This window comes from Spirillospora sp. NPDC049024 (assembly GCF_040649235.1).
In the GTDB taxonomy this organism is placed as follows: Bacteria; Actinomycetota; Actinomycetes; order Streptosporangiales; family Streptosporangiaceae; genus Spirillospora.
Map to the genome: position 1 here is coordinate 1 of NZ_JBEZFD010000018.1, position 15,498 is coordinate 15,498.

13 protein-coding genes and 1 rRNA gene are annotated in these 15,498 nt (G+C 73.8%); 8 read left to right on the top strand and 6 right to left on the bottom strand.

Translation table 11 applies throughout. The annotated features are described in order from the left end of the window. Nucleotides 1-93 (top strand): 5S ribosomal RNA (gene rrf / locus AB0C21_RS29315); the annotation flags it as partial. Between the two features lie 122 nt (nucleotides 94-215). Further along, a complete protein-coding gene (locus AB0C21_RS29320; RefSeq protein ID WP_500208537.1) occupies nucleotides 216-638 on the top strand; it encodes an SAM-dependent methyltransferase in 423 nt (140 codons plus the stop codon). 18 nt (nucleotides 639-656) lie between these two features. On the opposite strand, the gene AB0C21_RS29325 is transcribed toward AB0C21_RS29320, so the two are convergent. Continuing rightward, nucleotides 657-1,265 (bottom strand): TetR/AcrR family transcriptional regulator, encoded by a 609-nt coding sequence (locus AB0C21_RS29325; RefSeq protein ID WP_500208538.1) that lies wholly within the window; start codon nucleotides 1,263-1,265, stop codon nucleotides 657-659. A 102-nt stretch (nucleotides 1,266-1,367) separates the two neighbouring features. On the opposite strand from AB0C21_RS29325, the gene AB0C21_RS29330 reads away from it, so the two are divergent. From AB0C21_RS29330 to AB0C21_RS29355, 6 genes are all read left to right on the top strand, one after another. Beyond that, entirely contained in the window at nucleotides 1,368-3,080 is a 1,713-nt protein-coding gene (locus tag AB0C21_RS29330) for an acyclic terpene utilization AtuA family protein (protein WP_500208539.1), read from the top strand. Between the two features lie 56 nt (nucleotides 3,081-3,136). Further along, the gene (locus tag AB0C21_RS29335; RefSeq protein ID WP_500208763.1) at nucleotides 3,137-4,669 is read left to right on the top strand and encodes an acyl-CoA carboxylase subunit beta; all 1,533 of its coding nucleotides are present in this window, start codon (nucleotides 3,137-3,139) and stop codon (nucleotides 4,667-4,669) included. Between the two features lie 10 nt (nucleotides 4,670-4,679). Then, nucleotides 4,680-6,641, top strand: a complete 1,962-nt coding sequence (locus AB0C21_RS29340; protein ID WP_500208540.1) for an acetyl/propionyl/methylcrotonyl-CoA carboxylase subunit alpha — start codon at nucleotides 4,680-4,682, stop codon at nucleotides 6,639-6,641. Next, on the top strand, nucleotides 6,638-7,792 hold the full coding sequence (locus AB0C21_RS29345; protein ID WP_500208541.1) for an acyl-CoA dehydrogenase family protein: 1,155 nt from the start codon (nucleotides 6,638-6,640) through the stop codon (nucleotides 7,790-7,792). Before AB0C21_RS29340 ends, AB0C21_RS29345 begins: the two co-directional genes overlap by 4 nt. 91 nt (nucleotides 7,793-7,883) lie before the next feature. After that, on the top strand, nucleotides 7,884-9,059 hold the full coding sequence (locus AB0C21_RS29350; RefSeq protein ID WP_500208543.1) for an RDD family protein: 1,176 nt from the start codon (nucleotides 7,884-7,886) through the stop codon (nucleotides 9,057-9,059). A 192-nt stretch (nucleotides 9,060-9,251) separates the two neighbouring features. Then, the gene (locus tag AB0C21_RS29355) at nucleotides 9,252-9,488 is read left to right on the top strand and encodes a hypothetical protein (RefSeq protein WP_500208544.1); all 237 of its coding nucleotides are present in this window, start codon (nucleotides 9,252-9,254) and stop codon (nucleotides 9,486-9,488) included. Between the two features lie 81 nt (nucleotides 9,489-9,569). Here AB0C21_RS29355 and AB0C21_RS29360 read toward each other — a convergent pair whose 3' ends face one another. The 5 genes from AB0C21_RS29360 to AB0C21_RS29380 form a co-directional block, all read right to left on the bottom strand. Then, entirely contained in the window at nucleotides 9,570-10,136 is a 567-nt protein-coding gene (locus AB0C21_RS29360; RefSeq protein WP_500208545.1) for a P-loop nucleotide/nucleoside kinase family protein, read from the bottom strand. After that, nucleotides 10,133-11,191 carry an enolase C-terminal domain-like protein gene (locus tag AB0C21_RS29365; protein WP_149258780.1) on the bottom strand — a complete coding sequence of 353 codons (1,059 nt, stop codon included), beginning with the start codon at nucleotides 11,189-11,191 and terminating at the stop codon, nucleotides 10,133-10,135. The genes AB0C21_RS29360 and AB0C21_RS29365 overlap by 4 nt, the downstream gene beginning before the upstream one ends. A gap of 123 nt (nucleotides 11,192-11,314) precedes the next feature. Then, on the bottom strand, nucleotides 11,315-12,781 hold the full coding sequence (locus AB0C21_RS29370) for an LCP family protein (RefSeq protein ID WP_500208547.1): 1,467 nt from the start codon (nucleotides 12,779-12,781) through the stop codon (nucleotides 11,315-11,317). A 40-nt stretch (nucleotides 12,782-12,821) separates the two neighbouring features. After that, nucleotides 12,822-13,478, bottom strand: coding sequence for a hypothetical protein (locus tag AB0C21_RS29375; RefSeq protein ID WP_500208549.1), 657 nt, complete (start codon nucleotides 13,476-13,478; stop codon nucleotides 12,822-12,824). Nucleotides 13,479-13,616: 138 nt separating this feature from the next. Continuing rightward, complete coding sequence (locus AB0C21_RS29380) at nucleotides 13,617-15,053, bottom strand: GuaB1 family IMP dehydrogenase-related protein (RefSeq protein WP_500208551.1); 1,437 nt, start codon at nucleotides 15,051-15,053, stop codon at nucleotides 13,617-13,619. Nucleotides 15,054-15,498 lie beyond the last annotated feature (445 nt).

Here is a 15,498-nt window from a genome sequence, read left to right on the forward strand (position 1 = left end):
ACACCCGGTCCCATCCCGAACCCGGAAGTTAAGCCCTTCAGCGCCGATGGTACTGCATGGGAGACCGTGTGGGAGAGTAGGACGCCGCCGGACACTTATTAGGAAAGGCCCCGCCGATCACGGCGGGGCCTTTCTCATTTCCGAGCGTTCTGCTTCCACTGCGGCAGGAAGCCGGCTTCGTCCCCACCCTCAGATTGGTGGCATAGGGTCGGTGCATGCCGTCGCTTTCGCCGCGTCTCGCCGAGATCGTGGACGCTCTGCCGCTCGCGCCCGGGATGCGGGTCCTGGAGATCGGGTGCGGGCCGGGGGCGGCCGCGCGTGCCGTCGCCGCCCGGCTCGACGGCGGGCACATCGTCGCGATCGACCGGTCGGCCAAGGCGGTCGCGCAGGCGGAGGCGGCCTCGGCCGAGGAGATCGCGGCGGGACGGATGAGCGTCCGCCGCGCCGCCATCGAGGACTTCACGCTCGACGCGGGTGAGGCGCCCTTCGACCTCGTCTTCGCCGTCCGGGTGGGCGCGCTCGACGGCCGCCATCCGGAGGCCGGCCGGCACGCTCTGCGGCGCATCGCCGCGGTGCTGGCTCCCGGCGGCCGGCTCTTCATCGACGGAGGCGACCCCCTGCGGGAGATCACCCTCTGATCGCCGGGCTGGGCGCGGTCAGCGGCCGAGCGCCCGGTCGAGCGTGGCGGCCCACTGGTGGAGCAGGCGGGTGCGGCGGGCCGAGTCGTCGGTGAGGAGATCCGCCAGGCCGAGGCCGCGGACCAGGTCGAGGGTCGCCTGGACCGTCTCCCGGACGCCGGGGACCGACTCGTCCGCGCCGAGGGCTTCGACGGTGAGGCGGTGCGCCTCCCGTCCGACCCGCGCCTCCAGGGGAACGACCTGGGCGCGCAGCTGCTCGTCGGAACTGGCCGCGACCCATAGCTGGAGCGCGGCGCGGAAGAGCGGGGAGGTGTACATCTCGCCGAGGAGCGCGACGACGTCGAGCGTGGAAGGCCGCCGGTCGGCGAGCACGTCCAGGCGCTCGCGCATCTGCGCGATCCGCACGTCCGAGCCGTACTCGACCGCCGCCGTCACCAGCTCCTCGCGAGTGCGGAAGTGGTGCTGGGCGGCGCCCCGGGAGACCCCCGCGCGCTCGGCGACGACCGCCACCGTCGTGCCCGCCCAGCCCACGGAGGCGAGGCAGTCGACGGCGGCCTCCAGGAGGCGCCGCCGGGTGGCGCGGCTGCGGTCCTGCTGCGGTTCGCGGGGGAGTGCCTGGGCGGTCATGGAGTCCTCGGGTCGGTGGGCCCTCCAGTGAACCAAACGATCAGGCGAAGAAACAATCATGCGCGATTGATTTTTTAGTGGCGGGCTGGCAGGGTTCAGCCCATGAGCCAACCGTTGCGGGTCGGTAACGCCTCGGGCTTCTACGGCGACCGCTTCTCCGCGGTGCGGGAGATGCTGGAGGGCGGGCCGCTGGACGTCCTCACCGGCGACTACCTCGCCGAGCTGACGATGCTGATCCTCGGGCGCGGGAAGATGAAGGACCCGGACGCCGGATACGCCTCGACGTTCCTGCGGCAGATGGAGGAGTCCCTCGGGCTCGCGGCGGAGCGCGGCACGACGATCGTCACGAACGCCGGCGGGCTCAACCCGCGGGGGCTCGCGGACCGGCTGCGCGAGCTGGCCTCCCGGCTGGGCATCGACGTGCGGATCGCCCATGTGGAGGGCGACGACCTGCTGCCGCGGGCCAAGGAGCTCGGACTGGCGGACGCCCGCTACGGGCAGCCGCTCACCGCCAACGCCTACCTGGGCGCCTGGGGGATCGTCGAGTGCCTCAAGGCCGGCGCGGACGTGGTGGTGACCGGACGCGTCACCGACGCGTCCCTGGTCGTGGGCCCGGCCGCGGCCCGCTTCGGCTGGGCGCGGGACGACTGGGACGCGCTCGCGGGCGCGACGGTCGCCGGGCACGTGCTGGAGTGCGGCGCGCAGGCGACCGGCGGCAACTACGCCTTCTTCCAAGAAATCTACAATGTAAAGGCGCCGGGCTTCCCGATCGCCGAGATCCACCCCGACGGCTCCAGCGTGATCACCAAGCACGACGGGACGGGCGGCGCAGTGACGGTCGAGACCGTCACGGCCCAGCTCCTGTACGAGATCGGCGGGCCCTCCTACGCGGGCCCGGACGTGACGACGCGGTTCGACTCGATCGCGCTGGCGCAGGACGGGCCCGACCGCGTGCGCATCAGCGGCGTCCAGGGCGTCCCGCCGCCGCCGTCCACCAAGGTGTGCCTGAACCACCTGGGCGGCCACCGCAACGAGATGACCTTCGTCCTCACCGGCCTGGACGTCGACGCCAAGGCCGAGCTCGCGAAGTCCCAGCTGGAGGACGCCTTCGCGGAGGCGCGGCCGGCCCGCGTCGAATGGACGCTCATCGGCGCCCCCGCGCCGGACCCGGCCACGCAGGGGGAGGCCACCGCCCTGCTCCGCTGCGCGGTCCTGGACCCGGATCCGGAGAGGGTCGGCCGCGCGTTCAGCGGCGCCGTCGTGGAACTCGCGCTCGCCGGCTACCCGGGCTTCACGATGACCTCCCCGCCCGGCAAGGGCGCCCCCTACGGCGTCTACACCCCCGCGTACGTCCCGAACGACGCGGTCGAACACGTCGCGGTGACGCACGAGGGCGACCGCGTCGCCGTCCCCGCCGCACCCGTCGTGCGCGAACTCGAGGCCCCCGCCGAGCCGCCGCCCCTCGGCGACGTCCCGCCGGGCGACACCGTTCGCGCACCGCTCGGCCGTGTCGCCGGGGCGCGGAGCGGGGACAAGGGCGGTGACGCCAACATCGGCGTGTGGGCCCGTACCGACGCGCAGTGGCGCTGGCTGGAGCCGTTCCTGACCACCGAACGGTTCCGTGCGCTGCTGCCGGAGACCCGGGAGCACGCCGTCCACCGGCACGTGCTGCCCAACCTCCGCGCGGTGAACTTCGTCGTCGAGGGGCTGCTGCAGGAGGGCGTGTCCGCCTCGACCCGGTTCGACCCGCAGGGCAAGGCCCTGGGGGAGTGGCTGCGGTCCCGCCTCGTCGACATCCCGGAGGCAGTCCTGTGACCTTCAAGAGCACCCTGGACGCGCGGAGCCCGGAGTACCGGGCGCGCCGCGCGGCCATGCTGGAGAAGCTGGCGGCCCTCGACGCCGAGCACGCCAAGGCACTGGAAGGCGGCGGCGAGAAGTACGTCGCCCGCCACCGCAAGCGGGGCAAGCTGCTGGCGCGCGAGCGCATCGAGCTGCTCCTCGACCCCGACTCGCCGTTCCTCGAACTGAGCCCCCTGGCCGCGTGGGGCAGCGATTTCCCGGTGGGGGCGAGCGTCGTCACCGGCATCGGCGTCGTCGAGGGCGTCGAGTGCATGATCGTGGCGAACGACCCGACGGTGCGGGGCGGGTCCAGCAACCCGTGGACGGTGAAGAAGAGCTTCCGGGCGTCCGACATCGCGCTGGAGAACCGGCTGCCCGTCATCAACCTGGTCGAGTCGGGCGGTGCGGACCTGCCGACCCAGAAGGAGATCTTCATCCCGGGCGGCCGCATGTTCCGCGACCTCACCCGGCTCTCGGCCGCGGGGATCCCCACGATCGCGCTCGTGTTCGGCAACTCCACGGCGGGCGGCGCCTACATCCCGGGCATGTGCGACTACGTCGTCATGGTCAAGGAGCGCGCGAAGGTGTTCCTCGGCGGCCCGCCGCTGGTGAAGATGGCGACCGGCGAGGAGGCCGACGACGAGGAGCTCGGCGGCGCCGAGATGCACGCCCGCACCTCCGGCCTCGCCGACTACATGGCGGCGGACGAGGCGGACGCGCTGCGCCTCGGGCGCCAGATCGTCCGGAACCTCAACCACCGCAAGCTCGGCCCCGCGCCGGGCCCGGTCGAGGAGCCGTTGTACGACGCCGAGGAGCTCGCCGGGATCGTCCCGGAGGACCTGAAGGTCCCCTTCGACCCGCGCGAGGTCATCGCGCGCGTCGCCGACGGGTCGCGGTTCGAGGAGTTCAAGCCGCTGTACGGGACGAGCCTGGTCACCGGCTGGACGCGCGTCCACGGCTACCCGATCGGGGTCCTCGCCAACGCGCAGGGCGTCCTGTTCGGGGACGAGGCGCAGAAGGCGGCGCAGTTCATCCAGCTCGCGAACCAGAGCGACACCCCGCTGCTGTTCCTGCACAACACGACCGGCTACATGGTCGGCAAGGAGTACGAGCAGGCCGGGATCATCAAGCACGGCGCCCTGATGATCAACGCGGTGGCCAACAGCAGGGTCCCGCACATCACGATCGTGATGGGCGCCTCGTACGGGGCGGGGAACTACGGCATGTGCGGCCGCGCGTACGACCCGAGGTTCCTGTTCGCCTGGCCGAGCGCCAAGTCGGCGGTGATGGGCCCGCAGCAGCTCGCGGGCGTCCTGTCGATCGTGGCGCGGCAGGCGGCGCAGGCGCGCGGGCAGGCCTACGACGAGGACCAGGACCGCGCGATGCGGGAGATGGTCGAGGCGCAGATCGAGGCCGAGTCGCTGCCGTTCTTCCTGTCCGGGCGGCTCTACGACGACGGGGTGATCGACCCGCGCGACACCCGGACCGTCCTCGGCCTGTGCCTGTCCGTCGTCCACAACGCGCCCGTGCGCGGAGCCGAGGGCTTCGGCGTCTTCCGGATGTGAGTGTCGAACAATGATCAACAGAGTGCTGGTCGCCAACCGCGGCGAGATCGCCCGCCGCGTCCTGCGCGCCTGCCGGGACCTCGGCATCGGGACGGTCGCCGTCCACTCCGACCCCGACGCCGGCGCGCCGCACGTCCGGGAGGCCGACGCGGCCGGGCGGCTGCCCGGGGCGTCCCCGGCGGAGACGTACCTGTCGGCGGAGCGGCTCCTCGACGTGGCGGGGCGCGCCGGGGCCGACGCCGTCCACCCGGGCTACGGCTTCCTGTCGGAGAACGCGGACTTCGCGCGGGCGGTCGTCGACGCCGGCCTGGTCTGGATCGGCCCGCCGCCCGAGGCGATCACCGCGATGGGGTCCAAGATCGAGGCCAAGAAGCTGATGGCCGCGGCGGACGTCCCCGTGCTGCCCGAGCTCGACCCCGCGCAGGTCGCCGAGTCGGACCTCCCGCTGCTGGTGAAGGCGTCCGCGGGCGGCGGCGGACGCGGCATGCGCGTCGTCCGCGCACTGGCGGAGCTGCCGGACGCCGTCGCCGGGGCGCGGCGCGAGGCCGAGTCGGCGTTCGGCGACCCGACCGTGTTCTGCGAGCCGCTGCTGGTGAACGCCCGCCACATCGAGGTGCAGGTCCTCGCCGACGCGCACGGGACCGTCTGGACGCTCGGCGAGCGCGAGTGCTCGGTCCAGCGCCGCCACCAGAAGATCATCGAGGAGGCGCCGTCCCCGGCGGTCGGGCCCGAGCTGCGCGCGCGGCTGTGCGAGGCCGCGGCGAACGCGGCCCGCGCCATCGGGTACGTCGGCGCCGGCACGGTCGAGTTCATGCTCGCGCGCGACGGCCGCTTCTACTTCCTGGAGGTCAACACCCGGCTCCAGGTCGAGCACCCGGTCACCGAATGCGTGTACGGGGTGGACCTCGTGCGGCTCCAGATCGAGGTCGCCGAGGGCGCCCGCCTGCCGGAGGCGCCGCCGGAACCGCGCGGCCACGCCATCGAGGTCCGCCTGTACGCCGAGGACCCCGCGCGGGACTGGCGGCCCGCCAGCGGCACGCTGCACACCTTCGAGGTGCCGGGCGTGGACGCCGAGTTCGCCGTGCCGGCGGGGCACGGGCTGCGGCTCGACAGCGGCGTGGAGAGCGGGTCCGAGGTCGGCGTCCACTACGACCCGATGCTCGCCAAGGTCATCGCGTGGGCGCCGTCCCGGGCCGCCGCCGCGCGCAGGCTGGCGGCCGCGCTGCGCGGCGCCCGCATCCACGGCCTGACCACCAACCGCGACCTGCTCGTCCGGGTCCTAGGGGAGCCGGCGTTCCTGGACGGCGACACCGACACCGGCTACCTCGACCGCATCGGCCTCGACACCCTGGCCGCGCCGCTCGCGGACGAGGCGGCGGTCCGCGTCAGCGCGCTGGCCGCGGCGCTCGCGCAGGCCGCCGCGAACCGTGCGGGCGCCTCCGTGCTCGGCGGGCTGCCGTCCGGCTGGCGCAACGTGCGGTCCCAGCCGCAGCGCAGGACGTTCGAGGGGCCCGGCGGCCCGGTGGACGTCGACTACCGGCTGGACAGGAACGGCCTGGCCTCCGAGCTGTGCCCCGGCACGTCGCTGGTGGCCGCGGCGCCGGAGCGCGTCGTCCTCGACCACGGCGGCCTCCGCGAGACCTTCACCGTCACCACCGCCGGGGACGCGGTGCACGTCGACTCCCGCCTCGGCCCGGTGACGCTCGCCGCCGTCCCGCGCTTCGCCGACCCGAGCGGCCAGATCGCCCCGGGCTCCCTGCTGGCCCCCATGCCCGGCACCGTCGTCCGCGTCGAGACCGAGCAGGGCGCGACCGTCGCCGAAGGGCAGACCCTGGTCGTCCTGGAGGCGATGAAGATGGAGCACCGCATCGCCGCGCCGTCCGCCGGGACGGTCGCCGAACTGAACGTCGCCGCGGGACGGCAGGTCGAGTCCGGCGCCGTGCTCGCCGTCATCGAAGGGACCCCCGAATGAGCTTCGTCGAGACCGAGGAGCGGAAGGCGCTGCGCGCGGCCGTCGCCGAACTGGGCGCCAAGTACGGCTCCTCCTACTACGTGGAGAAGGCCAAGGCCGGGCGGAAGACCGACGAGCTGTGGGCCGAGGCCGGGCGGCTCGGCTACCTCGGGGTCAACGTGCCGGAGGAGTACGGCGGCGGAGGGGGCGGCATCGGCGACCTCGCCGCCGTGTGCGAGGAGCTGGCCGCGGCGGGCTGCCCGCTGCTGCTGATGGTCGTGTCCCCGGCGATCTGCGCGACGATCATCGCCAGGTCCGGCACGGACGGCCAGAAGGCGCACTGGCTGCCGCGCTTCGCCGACGGCTCGGTGAAGATGGCGTTCGCGATCACCGAGCCGGACGCCGGCTCCAACTCGCACCGCATCACCACCACGGCGCGCCGCGACGGCGACGGATGGGTGCTGAACGGGCAGAAGACGTTCATCTCCGGCGTGGACGAGTCGGACGCGGTGCTGTTCGTCTCCCGCACGCAGGACCAGAAGGGCAACCTGCGGCCGTCGCTGTTCATCGTCCCGACCGGCACGCCCGGCTTCACCTTCACGCCCATCGACATGGAGATCGTGTCGCCGGAGAAGCAGTTCATCTGCCACCTCGACGACGTCCGGCTGCCCTACGACGCGCTCGTCGGAGACGAGGACGGCGGCCTGCTGCAGCTGTTCGCCGGCCTCAACCCCGAACGCATCATGGCCGCGGCGATGGGCGCCGGGATCGGGCGGCTCGCCCTCGGCAAGGCGACGGACTACGCGAAGACGCGGCAGGTGTTCAGGACGCCGATCGGCGCGCACCAGGGCCTCGCGCACCCGCTCGCCGCCGCCAAGATCGAGCTGGAGCTGGCCCGGCTGATGGGGCAGAAGGCCGCCTGGCTGTACGACGAGGGCGACGACATGGGCGCGGGCGAGGCGGCGAACATGGCCAAGTACGCCACCGCCGAAGCCGCGATCCACTGCGTCGACCAGGCCATCCAGACCCACGGCGGAAACGGCCTCACCACCGAGTACGGCGTCGGGATGCTGGCGGGGGTCGTCCGGCTCATGCGCATCGCTCCGGTCAGCCGCGAGATGATCCTCAACTTCGTCGCGCAGCACTCCCTGGGGCTCCCCAAGTCCTACTGACATTGCGGTGGCGGCGCCGGGAGCGGGCGGCCTAGACTCCTGGCGTTCCCCGCGCTTGATCAAACAGAAGACCGCCACCCGAGGGACTCACGTGTACGGTCCGCCGCCCGTTCCGCCGCCCGCCGCCGAGCCCGTGCCGCCCGCCCCGCCACCGGCGCCGCCCTCCGCCGCGGCCCCCCGCGGCCGCCGCCTGGCGGCCTGGGGCATCGACACCGGACTCCTCATCGGCGCCGCGGTCCTCCTCGGCATGATGACGTGGGGACGGCTGAACGGGCTGCTCGGCGACGGGCTCTGGGGCGACGTGCTGTCGTCGGCGGGCGGGCTCCTGCTGACGGGCGGCGACGTCCAGCAGGCCGCCGAGGACTTCGGCATGGGCCTCTGGAACACGGTCGTCAGCGCCATCGAGCAGGCGCTGCTGCTGCTCATCCTGATCGAGTTCCTCCACCAGTTCGCGGGGCAGGCCTTCGCGGGCCGGACCCTCGGCAAGGCCGTCCTCGACCTGCGCGTGGAGCACGCCGGGTCCGCCGGGTCCGTCAAGTCGGCCAAGTCCAGGGCGCTGCGCCGCTCGCTGGCGACGACGGCGGGCGGCACCGGCCTGTACTGCGCCGCGTGGATCCTCCTTCTGCACGGCCTCTTCTTCCTCTCCCTCGTGCTGTGGCTGGCGGCCGTCGCGGTCTTCCTGGCCAACAGCGCGCCGACGCTCCTCGGCGCCCGGCGCCGCGGCCTCGCCGACCTGCTGGCGGGGACGGTCCTGGTCCGCGCGGACGGCTACCGGCGCGCCGCCGCGGCCGCGCGGCAGGGCGCCGTCATCGCCTGGGACGGCACGCAGGCGGCGGGCCAGGTCGCGGGCCAGGCCGTGCGGGAGAACGCGGCCCGCCTCGCCCAGGCCGAAGCGATGCAGCGCGCGCTGCAGTCGGAGCGCGCCCGGCAGGTGCAGGACCTGGGCCGGCGCTCCGCCGCCCGCGTGCAGGGCGCGATGCAGGGCGAAAGGGCGCAGCAGGTGGGCGACGCGGGCAAGCGCGTCGGCGGCCGGCTCAGGAGCGCCTACCAGGAGCGCCGGGCGGCCCGGCGCCAGGCGCTGCCCCCGCAGCCGGAGCAGCCCGCCCTTCCGCCGCCCGCACCGTCCTACGACCCCTACGCCCAGCCCGACCCCTACGCCCAGCCCGGCCGGTTCGCCCAGTCCGCCCCGTACGAGCCTCCGGCGCAGCAGTATCCGCCGCCGCAGCAGTACATGCCCCCGCCTCCGCAGTACCCCTCCGAGCACTGAGGCGACGCCCAGGCCAGGAGGCCGGCGGGTCCGGGGCCGCCGGCGCCCCGCTGTGCGGCGCTTCCTGGACGCCCCAAGTCCCACTGAATCCCCCAACCGGCGCCTTTGCTCACTGTTAGTAGTCGTTACGTTACGGAACGAGAGGGGGCGGGAAGGATCGCGACGCAAGCACCGGATACCGGAGCGAAAGGGATGATCATGAAGAGGATTCTTGCGGTTGTGGTTCTCGCCTCCGGGGCGACCCTGGCCGGGATCGCCGGCCTGAGCGCCACGGCGTCGGCCTCCACCGGCCCGGACGCCATCGCGTCGGCCACGTCGTACGCCCAGGTGATGGGGGGCCATGGCGACCACCATGGCCACCACCACGGCCACCACCACGACTGCGACGAGAACACCAACACCAATATCAACATCAACATCAACGGCTGACGCGCGACGGCCTTGCCGGCCGGCGGTCCGTCCGGCGGGCGGCGGCCATCTGGCGGAGACCGCGGGGTCTCCGCCAGAGCGTCATCCGGCCAGCGCGTCCAGCTGCGCCTCCAGCGGCACGGGGGCGTCGAGCCGGTTGTCCACGGCCGTATGGGGCACCGGAGGCGGCGTCCCGGGCAGCATCCGGGCGACGAACGCGTCGAACGCCGCCAGCTTGCCGGTGTCGCGGGGCGACCCCCGCTCCTCCAGGCGCCGCCGGAGGGTCGCGGCGTCCGTCCTGATCCAGACCAGGTGCACCGGCGGTCCGCCCAGGGACGCGACCCACTCCGTCCAGCGCGCCGCGTCCCGGATCTGACCGGTGAACGGGCCGCTCAGCAGCACCGGGCAGCCGTGCGACCGGATCTCCCGCGCCGTGGCGGTCATCCCGGCGTACTCGTGCGGCTTGACGTGCGCGTCGTACCAGGCGCCCTCGCGCTCGCCGGGATCGCGGCCGGACGCCGCGAGCGTCGCCGCCACGAACGGCCCGAACATCGTGTCCTTGTCCAGCAGCGCCGGTACGGGCCGCAGCCTTCGCAGCAGCAGGTCCGAGACCGTGGTCTTCCCGGAGCCGGGCGGCCCCGCCACCACCCAGACCGGGGCGGACGTCACGTCGACAGGCGCATGCGTCGTGTGGCCAGCCGCTCGATGCGCGCCTCGTCGACCTCGTGGCCGAGCCCCGGCTGCGTGAGCGGGACCCCGACGACGCCGCCGGACGAACGCACCGGCGGCGTCACGAACACCGGCCCTCCGGCCGGGTCGGACACGTCGCTGGGCAGCGTGCACCCCGGCAGCGCCGCGAGCGCGACCGCGGCCGCCTGCCCGATGCCGAACGCGCCGCAGCCGCTGCACCACACGTCCCAGCCCGCCGCGTACGCGAGGTCGTGGGCGCTGCGGGCCGCGGTGAGCCCGCCGAGCCGGTCGAGCCGCAGGTGCAGGGCCCGGCCCGCCTCCAGCGCCAGGGCCGCGTCCAAAGTCTCCAGGTCTCCCACGTCCGGGGCCACGGCGCTGCCGACCCGCAACTGGAGCCGGGCGTGCGCGGCCAGGTCGCCCGCAGGGAACGGGCGCTCGATCGCCGCCAGGCCGTAGGCGTCCAGCGCCTCCAGGACGGCCAGGTGCTCGGGCGACTCGGTGTAGGCGTGGCCGGCGTCCGCGACGAGCGCCAGCGCCGGGTACGCCTGCCGGACGGCGCGGACGGGCTCGATGTCCCACCCGGGCCTGATGTCCAGCGTGACCCGGGTGTGGCCCGCTCCAACGGCCTTGTTGACGCGCGCGGTGACCGTGTCGAGCGCCGGCTCGGGGGAGATCCGCGCGCCCGTCACGATGGAGGTGCGGGTGCCGCCGAGCGCGTGCGCGAGCGGCAGGCCCCGCATCCGGCACCACAGGTCCCAGCAGGCCGTGTCGACGGCCGCCGCGGCCTCGCGCGCGCCGAGGTCGGCGGCGGCGGACACGTCCTCGGGACGGTCCCAGTCGAGCCCGATGAGGGCCGGCCCCATCCGCGTCTCGATGTCCGCCCACGCCGCGCCGGAGTCCGCGTCCCCGGCCGGGACGGCCATCTCGCCCCAGCCGACGGCGCCGCCGCCGGAGAGGCGGACGAGGACGCTCTCCGGCCGCCGCCCGCGCGGCATCCGCACGCGGAAGGCGTCGCAGCCGTGGATCCGAGGCACCGCACCAGTCCTTCGAAGTAGGGGTTCTTCCTCAATGATCCCCCCTCCCCGGACCAGGAAGGACAAACCACGCGGGTCAGGACCGCCGCCGTGGCGGCGCGGGCAGCGGGCCGGTCCGGCCGGTCAGGGGCAGCTGCTCTCCAGCGACACCGGCTTGGAGCTCGGCTTGGGCGACTCGCCGCCGTCCGGCTCGTCCGGCGACGCGCTGGGCGAGGCGGACGGCGAGCCGCTCGGCTTGGCGCCGACCTGCCGGGGGTCGCTGTTGACGGCGTCGGCCGCCAGCTCGCGGATCTTGTGGAAGTCCGGGTTGCCGGAGAAGATCAGCGGCGGGACGAACTGCAGGCTCCTGATCTGCGCGCCGTTCTTGACCCGGTTCGACAGCTTCATCAGCGCGGGCAGCAGCTCCTGCGGGATGTCGGTCGACAGCGTCCGCTTGGCCGCCGCGGCGAGCTTGTCGAAGCTGGTGAGCACCGTCTGCGGGTCGGCCTGCTCGGCGATCGCCCGCATCAGGCACTTCTGCCGGCTCATCCGGACGTAGTCGCTGCTGTTGGTGCGGGACCGCCCGTACCAGAGGGCCTCCTTGCCCTTCAGCGTCCGGTACCCGGGCTGCAGGACGCCGCCCTGCAGCCCGTACGGGATCGGCTCGGTGATCTTGAGCTTGACGCCGCCCATGGCGTCGACGATGTCGGCGAAGCCGAACATGTCGACGAGGATGTAGTAGTCGACGCGCAGGCCGAGGATGCCGGCCACGGTGGCCTTCAGCAGTTCGGGGCCGCGGCGGTTCTTGGCGACGCCGGGCACCACGTCGGGGTGGTTCTCGGCGTACTCGTAGACCTCGTTCAGCAGGCCCGGGTTCTGCGGGCCGTCGCCGGTGAAGCCGTAGGGGAACCGGTCGCGGGCCGGGCCGGGCGGCATCGGGAACTTCTCCAGGTTGCGCGGCAGGCTCAGCAGCACCGTGTCGCCCGTCTTGGTGTCGACGCTGGCGAGCGTCACGCTGTCGGTGCGCACGCCGGTGCGGTCGGCGGCGGAGTCGCCCCCGAGCAGCAGGATGTTGACGCGGGACTGCCCGTTGAAGGGGTCCTCGGTGTCGACGGGCTTGCCGTTCTCGCTGCCGGTGCGGAAGATGCTGGTCAGCGCGTCCCGGTACACGTAGGTGCTGTGCGCCGACCACGCCACCGGCACCGCGACGGCGAAGCACATCACCGCGACGGCCGCCGCGCCGAGCGTGCGGGCGCCCGCGGCGAGCCGCGCCGGGCGCAGCAGCAGGTAGGAGCGGACGACGACGAGGACCCAGACCAGGCCGAGCGCGACGATCGCGGCGGAGGCCCGCTGCAGCACCGCGGGCTGGACGGCGTAGTGGACCAGGTCGGAGCGGTACACGGTGGCGGCGCCCGCCAGCGCGGCGAGCATCGCCGCGTACAGGGCGAGCAGCAGCCCGCCGGCGATCCGGCGTCCCGTGACGAAGTGCGCGACACCCCAGACCAGGGCGGACGCGAGCGTCAGCGCCAGCGCGCGGGGAAGGCCCCCGGCTCCGCCGGAGGTACCCTCATCGTCCCTGTCCGGGGCACGCCCACTCGGCGACCGACCCATGTACGCTCCGATTCCCACCCACGGTGAATTAAGCCTCGGCTCACATTATTGACGCGTCGAACCGGGCAAAGGTTGCGTAAGAGTCGATCGCATGCGAGCGGATGTGGCCTTTGTTGCAGATCGACAGGATAGTGAATCCGCCGCCCTCCGGGGGGCCGGACGGATGATCAACGTGCGGCCGATGATCTCCGGGCGGGCGGCGGTCGCCGAGCGGGCAGGGCGCCACCGCGTGGGCGGCCGTCAGCGGCGGGACGATCACCAGCAGGCACAGGACCGACACCGTGGTGCCGCCCGCGAGCCGCCACAGCGGCGTCAGCCCGTCCGGGAGCAGGACGGCGTAGGAGTGGACGATCAGCCCCGCCCACAGCGCCGCGACGGCCACGCAGCCGGCCGTCAGCGCCATCAGCCACCCGGGCCGCGCCGCCGCCTGCGAGAGCAGCGGCCGGCCGTGCCCGGCGGCGACGGCCGCCGCCGTCAGCGCCACCGCCTGGAACGCCAGCAGCGCCGCCCCGGACCGGACGCGCCCGGCCCGCAGGTGCGCGATGCCCGGCAGCGCCGGGGACACCGCGGCGATCAGCAGCGCCTCGGCCAGCTCCCGCAGCGCCTCCTCCCGCGCCCGGCGCTCGCGCGCCGCGGGGCGCGGCGGGTCCTCCGGCAGCGGCCGCGCCCCGGCCCCGATCGGCCCGCCGTCGAACATGCTGCGCCCCCTCCAGGGACGGAGACCCCCACTCCGTTCCTGACGTAAGAGCGTGCAGGTCGGAGGCCTGAGCGGGGTGCGAAGGCGGCGGCGTGTCGCGAAATGCGGGGCCGCCCGGCGGCCCGGAGGAGGCGCCCTTTACCAGCTGCTGGACAGCGGCTTGCCCTCGGCGTAGCCGGACGGGCTCTGGATCCCGATCGTGGCGCGCTCGTGGAACTCCTCCAGGGTCCGGGCGCCCGCGTAGGTGCACGAGCTGCGCAGTCCCGCCACGATCGAGTCGATCAGGTCCTCCACGCCGGGCCGCTGCGGGTCCAGGAACATCCGGGAGGTGGAGATGCCCTCCTCGAACAGCGCCTTGCGGGCCCGGTCGAAGGGGGAGTCCTCGGCGGTGCGCAGCCGCACCGCACGGGCGGACGCCATCCCGAAGCTCTCCTTGTAGAGCCGCCCGTCCGCGGCCCGCTGCAGGTCGCCCGGCGACTCGTAGGTGCCGGCGAACCACGATCCGACCATCACGTTCGCCGCGCCCGCCGCGAGCGCCAGCGCGACGTCGCGCGGGTGCCGGACGCCGCCGTCCGCCCACACGTGGCGGCCGAGCCGGCGCGCCTCCGCGGCGCACTCCAGAACGGCGGAGAACTGAGGGCGGCCGACGCCGGTCATCATCCGGGTCGTGCACATCGCACCGGGGCCCACCCCGACCTTGACGATGTCGGCGCCCGCCTCGATCAGCTCGCGGGTGCCCTCGGCGGTCACCACGTTCCCCGCGGCGACCGGGACGGCGGGGTCCAGCGCCCGGACCGCGCCGAGCGCACTGATCATCTTGTCTTGGTGGCCGTGCGCGGTGTCGACGACGATCAGGTCGGCGCCGGCCTCCAGCAGCGCCGCGGCCTTGCCGGCCACGTCGCCGTTCACGCCCACCGCCGCCGCGACGCGCAGTCGGCCCCCGGCGTCCACGGCCGGCCGGTAGAGCGTGGCGCGCAGCGCGCCGGTGCGGGTGAGGACGCCGGCGAGGCGGCCGTCGGCGTCCACCACGGGGGCGAGGCGGTGGCCGCGCTCGTGCAGCCGGTTGAACGCCTCCCGCGGGTCGACGCCGGCGGGCAGCGTGACCAGGTCGCGGGACATGATGTCGCGGAGCTGGGCGAACCGGTCCACGCCCATGCAGTCGGCCTCGGTGACGACGCCCACCGGACGGTCGTCCTCGACGACGATCACGGCGTTGTGGGCGCGCTTCGGCAGCAGCGCCAGCGCGTCGCCGGCCGTGCTGGAGGGGTCCAGCCGGATCGCGGTGTCCACGACCAGGTCCCGCTTCTTCACCCAGGAGATGACCTCGGCGACCACCTCGACGGGGATGTCCTGCGGGAGCACCGCCATGCCGCCGCGCCGGGCGACGGTCTCGGCCATCCTGCGGCCGGACACGGCCGTCATGTTGGCCACCACGAGCGGGACGGTCGTCCCGCTGCCGTCCGAGGTGGACAGGTCGACGTCCAGGCGCGACCCGACCGAGGACCGGCGGGGGACCATGAAGACGTCGTTGTAGGTGAGGTCGTGAGCGGAACGCTCACCGTTCAGCAGGTGCACGGCTGTACTACACACCAATCGCGTTCGCAGTGGCTGGGCCACCGTACATTGTCAGCCATACCCGGCGATGCTCCCGCCAGGAACGTCCGGGCCGGGCGCCGCGGAGCGCCCGGGATGTCGCGGGCAATGCCGTGACCAGGGGTGATGACACTGTGTCCCCCGGGGGCGTCGAGTGTCGTCTCCGGCCCCTCTCCCGCCCTCTTCCAGGCATAACGGAAAGTGGGTCCGTGCGCCTGCTCGAAAACGGTGCAACGTGAGGCTTGGCTCTCTGTAAAGTTACCTCTTGACGTAACTGCGCCCCCGATGCACTTTTCTTACATGTGCCTCGCGCGGACGGCCGATCCGCCGTTGGGGGTGGGTCAGCAGAACACCGGGAGAAGCGCATGCAGGTCACGCACGTGGACCCGGTCGGCCATGCCCGCCCGCGCCGCGGGCCGCCCCGGCC

Coding starts and splice junctions, on each gene's coding strand:
- AB0C21_RS29320 (WP_500208537.1), top strand. CDS start 216: ATGCCGTCGCTTTCGCCGCGTCTCGCCGAGATCGTGGACGCTCTGCCG.
- AB0C21_RS29325 (WP_500208538.1), bottom strand. CDS start 1,265: ATGACCGCCCAGGCACTCCCCCGCGAACCGCAGCAGGACCGCAGCCGC.
- AB0C21_RS29330 (WP_500208539.1), top strand. CDS start 1,368: ATGAGCCAACCGTTGCGGGTCGGTAACGCCTCGGGCTTCTACGGCGAC.
- AB0C21_RS29335 (WP_500208763.1), top strand. CDS start 3,137: ATGCTGGAGAAGCTGGCGGCCCTCGACGCCGAGCACGCCAAGGCACTG.
- AB0C21_RS29340 (WP_500208540.1), top strand. CDS start 4,680: ATGATCAACAGAGTGCTGGTCGCCAACCGCGGCGAGATCGCCCGCCGC.
- AB0C21_RS29345 (WP_500208541.1), top strand. CDS start 6,638: ATGAGCTTCGTCGAGACCGAGGAGCGGAAGGCGCTGCGCGCGGCCGTC.
- AB0C21_RS29355 (WP_500208544.1), top strand. CDS start 9,252: ATGATCATGAAGAGGATTCTTGCGGTTGTGGTTCTCGCCTCCGGGGCG.
- AB0C21_RS29370 (WP_500208547.1), bottom strand. CDS start 12,781: ATGGGTCGGTCGCCGAGTGGGCGTGCCCCGGACAGGGACGATGAGGGT.
- AB0C21_RS29375 (WP_500208549.1), bottom strand. CDS start 13,478: ATGTTCGACGGCGGGCCGATCGGGGCCGGGGCGCGGCCGCTGCCGGAG.